4 protein-coding genes are annotated in these 10,118 nt (G+C 75.5%); 3 read left to right on the forward strand and 1 reads right to left on the reverse strand.

Annotated features, from left to right (window positions below):
- Positions 1-6,138, reverse strand: a 6,138-nt coding sequence (locus GQS09_RS23850) for a type I polyketide synthase (RefSeq protein WP_165989581.1), incomplete at its 3' end; no start/stop codon positions are given.
- Positions 6,139-6,530: 392 nt separating this feature from the next.
- Here GQS09_RS23850 and GQS09_RS23855 point away from each other — a divergent pair.
- The 3 genes from GQS09_RS23855 to GQS09_RS23860 form a co-directional block, all read left to right on the forward strand.
- On the forward strand, positions 6,531-7,841 hold the full coding sequence (locus GQS09_RS23855) for an SGNH/GDSL hydrolase family protein (protein WP_165989583.1): 1,311 nt from the start codon (positions 6,531-6,533) through the stop codon (positions 7,839-7,841).
- A gap of 194 nt (positions 7,842-8,035) precedes the next feature.
- Positions 8,036-8,476, forward strand: a complete 441-nt coding sequence (locus tag GQS09_RS30750; protein WP_313896308.1) for a beta-ketoacyl synthase N-terminal-like domain-containing protein — start codon at positions 8,036-8,038, stop codon at positions 8,474-8,476.
- Positions 8,443-10,118: type I polyketide synthase (locus tag GQS09_RS23860; protein WP_313896309.1), on the forward strand; the 1,676-nt coding region annotated here is incomplete at its 3' end. The genes GQS09_RS30750 and GQS09_RS23860, both read left to right, overlap by 34 nt.

The raw sequence follows: 10,118 nt of genomic DNA on the forward strand, positions 1-10,118 counted from the left end.
CCCCCGCCCCATCCCCGGCCACTGCCACCCCTGCCCAGGAAAGACGAACACCACCGAACCCTCACCCACCACCCCCCGCACCACCAACGACGAAGACGACGAGGCAGAAGAAGAGGCAGAAGAAGAGGCAGAAGAAGAGGCAGAAGAAGAAGACGACGAGGAGACAGAAGACGACGAGGAAGACGAGGAAGACGAGGAGGAGGCGGAAGACGAGGAGGAGGCGGGAGAGGGGACGGTGCCCGTCAGGTGAGCCTGCAGACCCGCCAGCAACTGCGCACCATCACGGCCCTGCACCACCAGCCGATGCCGCAACGCAGCACGACCGGCCAGACCCCGCGCAACCCCCACCACATCCACATCACCACAACCCGAAGCGAAATCCCGCAACCGCTCCACCTGACCACGCAAACCCCCACCACTACCCCCCGACACCACCCACGACACCACACCGCCGCCACCACCACTGAGCACCGAGGGCGTGCGGTACCAGTACGGCCGGTGCTCCCACGGGTAGCCGGGCAGGGGAACGGGGTGGCGCCGCACCGATTCCGGTACGGGCGCGGGCAGGTAGCCGGTGACGAACAGCTGGGCCACGGTGCCGGCGACATCGCGGGGCGCCTCCCCGGCGTCCTCGGTGAGCGCGAGTCGTCCGCCGAGCGGCGGCTCACCGAGCGTCACGTCGAGCACCGCGTCCAGCCCTTCGGAGGCGATCCGTTCCGCGGTCGCGGCCGGGCCGCCGGTGGTCCGGAACAGCGGAAGCCGTCCGGGCCGCTCCGTGAGCTCGTCCGTCCGGACCAGCCCCAGGACGGCGCGCAGGGCCTCGTCCAGGGTGAGCCGGCCTGCCGCCCAGGCGGCCGCCGTCTCTCCGGTGCCCTCGCCGCCGACGCCCTGCGACACGATTCCGGCCGCCGCCCACGCCCGGGTGGCGGCCACCTGGTGGCAGAAGGTGCGTACCGGCCCGTCGTCGCCGGACGGGGCCTCGCCGGACGGGGCATCGCCGGACAGGTCGTACGGCACGCCGGTGATCCGTTCCAGTGCGGCGGCGCAGTCGGCGAGGGCCTGCCGGTATGCGGGCCCGGTCGCGGCAAGGTGCTCGCGGGCCTTAGCCGAGGGCGGCTCGGCCCCGTACCAGAAGACGACCGTGCGCCGTTCGTCGGGCGCGGGCCGGCCGAACCGGGCGCCCGGCGGCCGGCCGCCCGCGGCGGCCTCCTCCAGCGCCGCGGCCAGCCCGGCGGCGTCGGAGCCCACCACGGCCAGCCGGTGGTCGAGCCAGGAGCGCCGGTGGGTGGCGGTGAACACCACGTCGGCGACCTCCTCCGGCCGTTCCCGCAGGACCCCGGCGAGGCGGCGGGCCACTGCCCGCAGGGCGCTCGCCGTGGCGGCGGTGACGGGCAGCACGTACGGCGCTCCGGCGGTCTGCCCCGGTGCGGGGGTGCCGGCGGGCCGGGTGTACTCCTCCACCAGCACATGGGCGTTGGTGCCGCTGAAGCCGAAGGCGCTCACGCCGGCCCGGCGCGGGCGTCCCGGGTCCGGCCACTCCTGGGGCCCTGTCACCAGGGAGACCGGAATGCGCTCCCACTCGATGCGGGAGGAGGGACGGTCCACCACATGCGGTGGCAGCTCACGGTGCCGCAGGGCGAGGAGCACCTTGAGCAGTCCGGCCAGTCCAGCCGCCGCGCCGAGATGGCCGATGTTGGCCTTCACCGATCCGATGAGCAGGGGGTGGTCCTCGTCGCGGCCGGGGCCGAGGGATTCGGCGAGGGCGCGGGCCTCGATGGGATCGCCCAGCGGGGTGCCCGTGCCGTGCGTCTCGACGTAGTCCACCTCGTGCGGTGCCCAGCCGGCCTGCCGCAGGGCCTGGCGCACTACCGAGACCTGGGCGGCGCCGTTGGGCACGGTGAGGCCGCCGCTGGCACCGTCCTGGTTGAGGGCGCTGCCGCGGAGGACGGCGTAGATCCGGTCGCCGTCCCGTACGGCGGCGTCCAGGGGTTTGAGAATGACGGCCGCGGCGCCCTCGCCGAAGCCGAAGCCGTCGGCCTTGTCGTCGAAGGCCCGGCTGTGGCCGTCGGCGGACAGGCCGCCGCCGGCCGCCATGGAGGCGAGCAGGGGGTTGGGCGCGGCGATGGTGGTGGCGCTGCCGATCACGGCGGCCTCGCACTCGCCGGACCGCAGTGCCTGGCAGGCGAGGTGTACGGCGGTCAGGGAGGAGGAGCAGGCCGTGTCCACGACCAGGCTGGGACCGGTCAGGCCCAGGAAGTAGGACAGGCGCCCGGCCAGGGTCGAGAACGAGGTGCCCGTGCCGTAGTAGAGATCCGCGTTCTCCAGGTCGCGTGCCAGCAGTTGCCGGTAGTCGGAGTCGGTCAGTGCGGCGTAGACGCCCACCGGCCGGTCCTTGAGCAGGTGCGCGGGGCAGCCGGCGTCCTCCAGGGCCTCCCATGCGACTTCGAGGAAGAGCCGCTGCTGAGGGTCGAGGGACTTGGCCTCGCGGGGGGAGATGCGGAAGAAGGGGGCGTCGAAGCCGGAGATGTCGTCCAGGTAGCAGCCCCGGTGCGGGAACGAGGGGCCGGCTTCCTGCCACACCGGGTCGTCGCGCCGCCCGGCGGGCGGTCCGGACACGGTGCTGCGGCCCTCCAGGAGCAGGTTCCGGAAGGCGGCGGGGGAGGAGGCGTGCGGGAACCGGCAGCCGATGCCGATGACGGCGATGGCGCCGGTCTCCGTTTCGCTGCCGGTTTCGCCGGCGGCCCGGGTGCGGGCCCGGGTGCCGGACGGGGCGGGCGCGGGACGGTGCCGGTCGTCGTCGCCGGCGGCGCCGTGGCCGTCGTCGTCGGCGGCGGGTGCGGGGACGGCACCCGGTGAGTCCGCGGCGGGCGCGGCCTCCGCCAGGTACTCGGCCAGGGCCGCGACGGTGGGCCGTTCGAAGATGACGGGCGCCGGGAGCGGCACGCCGAAACCGGCCTGGAGCCGGTCGCGCAGTTCCGCCGCTGTCACCGAGTCCAGCCCTTGCTCGAACAGTCCCCGCCGCCGGGCCACGGGGTGGCCCTCCGGCAGCCGGAGCACTTCCCGGACCAGGGCCTCGACGGTTTCCACCGGCCCGGCCGGTGTCCGCTGCGCGGCCGGGGCGGCGGGTCCTGCCGGAGGCAGGACCGCCTGCTGCTCCGTGGCCGGGGCGGGTGTGGCGGCCGGGGCGGCCGGGGCGGGCGCCCCGGGGACGTCCGGTCCGGGCGTGCCCGCGGGCGTGGCGACCATCTCGCCGGTGACCCGCCCCTCCGCGTCCAGCAGGCTGAGCCGGATGCGCGCGGGCGGCGCGCCGGCCGGCTGTGCGGCGTCCGCGGCACCGGTCTGCCGGCCGCGGGGCACCCCGGGCAGCCAGTACCGTCCGCCGCCCCAGGAGGGAACCGGCAGGGACCGGTACCGCCGCGGGCGTCCGGTCACCTTCTCCCAGTCCACCGGGACACCGGCCGCGTGCAGGCGGGCCAGCGCGCGGTGCGCGGCCAGCGGCCCGGGCTGGTCCCGGCGCAGCACGCCGAGCACCGGCCCGTTCCGGTCGCGGCGGCGCATCGCCCGGGTCAGCGGCGGCAGCAGCAGCGGGTGCGGGCTGACCTCCACCAGGGCGGCGTCGTTCTCGCCCAGCAGCCGGTCGACGGCCGGCCACAGCAGCACCGGGTCGGTGAGATTGCGCTCCCAGTAGGCCGCGTCCCGCGGAATGTCCTCCCGCCCGGGCTCGACGGTGGAGAGCAGCCGCACGGAGGGGGCGCCCGGCTCCAGGCCGTCCATGGCGGCGCGCAGCCGGGCGGCGCCGGGCGCCATGGCGGGGCTGTGCAGCGGTACGTCGGTGCGGACGCGCCTGCAGCGGTGGCCGGCCGCGGACAGGGCCCGTGCGGCTTCCTCGATCTCCTCGGTGGGGCCGCTCACCACCACGGAGTCGGGCCCGTTCACCGCGGCCACGCCCACCGGGCCGCCCCGGGCGCCGAGGGAGTCCAGCACCCGCTGCACGGTCTCCCGGTCGGCCTCCACCGCGTACATGCCGCCGGTGCCGGCGGTGCCGGCGATGAACTCGGCCCGGCGCACCACGAGTTTCACCGCGTCGGGCAGGGACAGGCAGCCGGCCGCCTGGGCGGCGGCGATCTCCCCGAGACTGTGGCCGACGACCGCGGACGGGAGGACGCCGTGGCCGGTGAGCCAGCGGGTGAGGGCGGCCTGCACGGCGAAGACGGCGGGCTGGAGGATGTCGATGCGGTTCAGCCGGCTGTCGTCGGAGGGGCGCCGCAGCTCGTCCATCAGGGACCAGCCGGCCTCGGCCCGGATCAGGGCGTCGCACTCGTCGAGCGTCTCCCGGACGGCGGGGGCGGTCCGGTGGAGGTCGGTCGCCATGCCGGGCCACTGGCTGCCCACGCCGGAATAGACGAAGACCGGGGCCGGTGCGCTGCCGGGGTCCGGCACCGTGCCGGGGTAGGCGCCGTCCGGCGGGTCGGCGGGGTCGTCGAGCGCGGCGAGGAGTTCCTGCGGGTCGGCGGCGGCGATGGCGTAGCGGTGGGCTTCGGGGCCGCGGCGGACCGCGGCCGAGGCCAGCAGGTCGCGCAGGTAGCCGCCGTCGCGGGCCTCGGCCACCCGGGTCCGGTAGTGGCGCAGCTGCTCGGCCAGCCCGTCCCGGTGGGAGGCGGAGACGAGCAGCACGTACGGCCTCCCCCGCGCCGCCCCGTCCCCGTCCCCGTCCCCGTCCCCGTCGCCGTGCTCGCCGCGGCCTGCACCGCCGTGCTCGCCGCCGCTTTCGCCGGTGCCCGCGCGGGCCGGTTCGCCGTCCGGCTGCGGTGCCTCCACGATCATGTGCACATTGGTCCCGCTGAGCCCGAAGGCGCTCACCCCGGCGCGGACCGGCCGCCCCGCGTCGGGCAATTCGGCGCCGGTGGTGGTCACGGTGATGCCGCCGCCGTCCCAGTCCACCGCGGGGTTGCGGATGTCCAGGTGGGGCTGGCCGGGCACCCGGCCGGTGCCGGTGACCCAGAGCGTCTTCAGCAGGCCGGCCATGCCCGCCGCCGCGTCCATGTGCCCGAAGACCGCCTTGTGGGAGCCGACGTGCAGGGCGGGGGCGCCGCCCCGGCCGGAGCCGTAGACCTCGCTCAGCGTCTGGAGCTCGATCATGTCGCCGAGCTGGGTGGCGGTGCCGTGCGCCTCCACGTAGTCGACCTCGTGCGGCCCGACCCCGGCCCGCTGCAGCGCCGTGCGCAGCAGCGCCTCCTGGGCGGTGGCGTTGGGGAAGGTCAGCCCCAGGCTGCTGCCGTTGTTGTTGACGGCCGAGCCGCGGATCACGCCGTACACCCGGTCGCCGTCCGCGAGCGCGTCGGGCAGCCGTTTGAGCACCACCACGCCGCAGCCCTCGCCCCGCACGAAGCCGTCGGCGTCCCGGTCGAAGGGGCGGCACCGGCCGGTGGGGGAGATCGCCCCGATGCGGCTCATGAAGACGCTGATGTCCGGGGCGAGCAGCAGGTTCACCCCGCCGGCGAGGGCGGCCTCGCAGTCCCCGGAGCGCAGGCTCTGGCACGCCTGGTGGACGGCGAGCAGCGAGGAGGAGCAGGCGGCGTGCAGGGTGGCGGTGGGGCCGTGCAGGTCGAAGGCGTAGGCGAGGCGCCCGGCGGCGAAGCTGGGCTCGACGCCCACCGCGTAGTGCGGGCCGATGCCGGCCGTGCCCAGCGTCTTGGTGTGCAGCAGGCTGTAGTCGTTGGTGAGCATCCCGACGTAGACGGCGGTGCGGGAGCCCCGCCACTCCTCGCGCGGCCGGCCCGCGTCGAGCATGGCCTCCCAGGTCACCTCCAGCAGCAGGCGCTGCTGGGGGTCGATGAAGCCGGCCTCCCGGGGCGAGATCCCGAAGGCGGCGCCGTCGAACCGGTCGATGTCGTCGAGGAAGGCGCCGCGGCGGTTGCTGATGGTCCCCGCTCCGGAGTCCGGGCGGTGGAACTCGTCGCCCCAGCGGTCGGGCGGCACTTCGCCGACCGCGTCGGAGCCCGAGGAGAGCAGCCGGCCGAGGGAGTCCAGGTCCCGGACCCCGCCCGGGAAGCGGCAGCCCAGTCCCACGACGGCGACGGGAACGGAACCCGCGTCCCTGGTGCCGGGCGCGTCCGCCCTGTCGGATTCGGACATCATCTGCTGCTCAGCTCCGATCGTCTCCGCAGCGGACAAGGAGAAATACGAGGCGCTGTTTTGGTGCGGCATTCGTCGGACCGGCCGCCCCCGGGCATGGTGGAGGACTTTCGCAGAGAAAGGCTACTGAGCGGGCGGGCGAGGTCAGCCCCTAAGTGCCCCCTAACCGCGTGCCCCTAATATCGGGCGGCCCGGCGCCGGGGGCCGGATTAGGGGTTGAAGCGTTCCGAAAGGAGCCCAAGGATTGCGGTCGGCGGTATGACAGGAAATTACTGACCAATCGGAGAGCAGGCGGGGCGGACCGCGGTGGACGGGGCGGGGAAACGGGCCGGGAACGGGCCGGTTCCCGGCCGCGGCGCGACTGCCGGTCCGCCGCCGGGCTCCGGAAGGAAGCCATGGAACGGCAGCACAGGAACACGATCCGCGGGCGGCCGGGCGCCGCCCGCCGCGGCCCGGCGGGAAGGGTCCGGCCGCTGCTGACCGCGCTGGCCGGCACCCTGCTGGCACTGACCCTGGCCGTCCCGCCGGCCGGTGCGGCGGACACGGCGGACGGCCGGCACTGGACGGCGAGCTGGGGATCGGCCATGACCCGGCCCAGCGAGGGCCTCGGGCCCAACTGGTCGGAACAGGGATTCGAGGACCAGACGCTGCGCCAGGTGGTGCGGATCGCCGCCGGCGGCGACGCGGTCCGGGTGCGGCTGTCCAACGCGTACGGCACCACACCGCTGCGGATCGCCGGCGCGACCGTCGCCCGCAGCGCCGGAGAGGCAGGAGTGCACCCGTACTCCCTGCGCCCCCTGACGTTCAACGGCAGGCTCGCGGGCACGGTGCCGCCGGGCGGCGAACTGGTCAGCGACCCGGCCTGGCTGCGGGCGCGGCCCCTGGAGTCGCTGACCGTGACGCTGTACCTGGCGGAGCCGACCGGGCCGGCCACCTTCCACCCGTGGGCGGGCGCGACCAGCTATCTGGCGGACGGTGACCACCGCACCGACGCGCGCGGGGACGCCTTCACCGAGACCACGCAGTCCTGGTACTACCTGTCCGGCGTGGACGTGCTGACCCGGAACCGGCACACCGGCACGGTCGCCACCTTCGGCGCGTCGATCACCGACGGCTACGGCTCCACGGTCGACGGGAACAACCGCTACCCCGACGAGCTGGCCGAGATCCTGGCCGAGGACGGCCCGCCGCAGGGCGTGGTCAACCTGGGCATCAGCGGGAACCGCCTGCTCAGCGATGCGCCGTGCCTCGGCGAGGCCGGCGTGACCCGGTTCTCCCGGGATCTGGCGCTGCACCCCGGGGTGCACACCGTGGTGGTGCTGGAGGGCATCAACGACATCGGCGCCACGGGCACCCACCCGTGCGTCGGCAACCCGCCGCGGATCACCGCACAGGACCTCATCGAGGGGCACCGCGAGCTGATCCGGCAGGGGCACGAGCTGGGGATCACCGTGATCGGGGCGACGATGCTGCCGTACCAGGGCGCCGCCTACTACACCGAGCACGGCGAGCAGATCCGGGACGAGGTCAACACGTGGATACGGACCTCCGGCGCGTACGACACCGTGATCGATTTCGACCGGCTCATGGCCGACCCGGAGAACGAGGACCGCATCCGGCCCGCCTACGACTGCGGCGATCACCTGCATCCCCATGACACCGGCTACCGGGTGATGGCGGAGGCGGTCGCGCGCGTTCTCCGCTGACTTCCCGGATTTTCCCGGGACCCCGTACCGGTGCGGGCGGCGGAATGCGGAATGCATAGGGGTGGAAATAGGGGCCCGGTCAGGGGTTCTGGCCCCGGCCGGTGCCCCGATAGTCTCCGGCCGGAGAGAAATCCTCGGCGGTGCCCGAATCCGGTGCGGGGTGTCAGCGGCGGGAATGAGGAGTGGATCGCGCAATGGCAGACGAGGAGACACTGCGCCGTTACCTGAGAAAGGCGACGGCCGAATTGGAGGAGATGCGCCGCCGGCTGCGGGAGTTCGAGTCGCCGGAGCCCGACCCGGTCGCGGTCATCGGCATGAGCTGCCGTTTCCCCGGCGGGGTGCGGAACCCGGACGACCTGTGGCGGCTGGTCGCCGGGGAGCGCGACGCGATCTCCGGGTTCCCGCGGGACCGCGGCTGGCGCGAGGAGGATCTGGCGGACCTGCCCGGGCAGGGCGGCTTCCTCGACGACGGCAGCGGCTTCGACGCCGGCTTCTTCGGCATCACCCCCCGCGAGGCGCTCGCCATGGACCCGCAGCAGCGGCTGCTGCTGGAGGCGTCGTGGGAGGCCGTGGAGCACGCCCGGANGCGTCGTGGGAGGCCGTGGAGCACGCCCGGATCGACCCGCTGTCGCTGAGCGCCTCCCCGACCGGTGTGTACCTGGGGCTCACCCACAGCCCCTACGCCCCGGGCGTGTACGAGAACGCCCCGGAGGGCCTGGCGGACTACCTGTCCACCGGCACGGTGGGCAACGCCGCCTCCGGCCGGGTGGCCTACGCGCTGGACCTCAAGGGACCGGCCCTCACCGTCGACACGGCCTGCTCGTCCTCCCTGGTCGCCCTGCACCTGGCGGCCCGGGCGCTGCGGGCGGGCGACTGCACCATGGCACTGGCCGGCGGGGTGTCCTTCATGGCCACCCCGTACGTCTTCACCGAGTTCCGCCGGCGGCAGGGCCTGGCCGCCGACGGCCGCTGCAAGTCCTTCGCGGCGGCGGCCGACGGCATGGGCTTCGCCGAGGGGGTGGGCGTGCTGCTGCTGGAGCGGCTCTCGGACGCCCGGCGCGCCGGCCACCGGGTGCTGGCCCTGGTGCGGGGCTCCGCGGTCGGCCAGGACGGCACGACCAACGGCCTGGCCGCGCCCAACGGCCTGGCCCAGCAGCAGGTCATCCGGCAGGCGCTGGCCGACGCGGGGCTGCCGCCGGACGCGGTGGACGCGGTCGAGGCGCACGGCAGCGGCTCGGTGTTCGGCGACCCCGTGGAGGCCGAGGCGCTGATCGCCGTCTACGGCAAGGGCCGGCCGGCCGACCGCCCGCTGCTGCTCGGCTCGTACAAGTCCAATGTCGGCCATGCGGCGGCCGCGGCCGGGGTGGGCGGCGTCATCAAGACGGTGATGGCCCTGCGGCACGGCAGGCTGCCGAAGACGCTGCACGTGGACCGGCCCACGCCGCATGTGGACTGGTCGGCGGGCGCGGTGTCGCTGCTGACCGAGTCGGTGCCGTGGCCGGACACCGGCCGGCCCCGCCGGGCGGGCGTCACCGCGATCGGCGCCAGCGGCACCAACGCGCACGTCATCCTGGAGCAGGCGCCGCCCGGGGCCGGGCCCGCCGCGCGGGGTTCCGCCCCGGCCGCGGAGGGCTCCCGCGCGGAGCCCGGGCCGCTGCCCTGGGTGGTGTCCGGCCGCACCCCGGACGCGCTGCGCGCCCAGGCGGAGCGGCTGGCCGCGCTGCTGGACGCCGACCCCGCCCCGGAAGCCGGGCGTGACCCGGCCGACCTGGGCTATGCGCTGGCCGTCACCCGCTCGGCGTTCCGGCACCGCGCCGTCCTCGTCGCCGAGCGGACGGCGGACTTCCGGGCCGGCCTCGCCGCGCTCGCCGCCGGAGAGCCGGCCGCCTGCCTGGTCACCGGCCGGCGGGTCACCGGCGGCACGGCGGTGTTCTTTCCCGGCCCGCCGCCCGGCGCGGACGGCCTCCCGCCGGACGCGTGGCGTGCCCTGGCCGCCCGGTTCCCGGTGTTCCGCCGGGCGCTGGACGAGGTGTGCGCGCTGCTCGACGCCCGCCTGGGGGACCGTCTGGGCCGCCCGCTGCGGGCCCTGTCGCCGGGCGGCGGCGACGGCGGCGGCGACGGCGGCGGCCCGCTGCCGGACGACCGGGACACCTGGGCCGGTGCCGTGCTGTTCGCCGGGCAGACGGCCCTGTACCGGCTGGCCGAGGCGTGCGGGCTGACGCCCGGCCAGGTCGCGGGCACCGGCCTCGGCGAGGTGGCCGCCGCGCACGCGGCCGG

The organism is Streptomyces sp. YIM 98790 (genome assembly GCF_011421595.1).
Classification (GTDB): domain Bacteria; phylum Actinomycetota; class Actinomycetes; order Streptomycetales; family Streptomycetaceae; genus Streptomyces.

Coding starts and splice junctions, on each gene's coding strand:
- GQS09_RS23855 (WP_165989583.1), top strand. CDS start 6,531: ATGGAACGGCAGCACAGGAACACGATCCGCGGGCGGCCGGGCGCCGCC.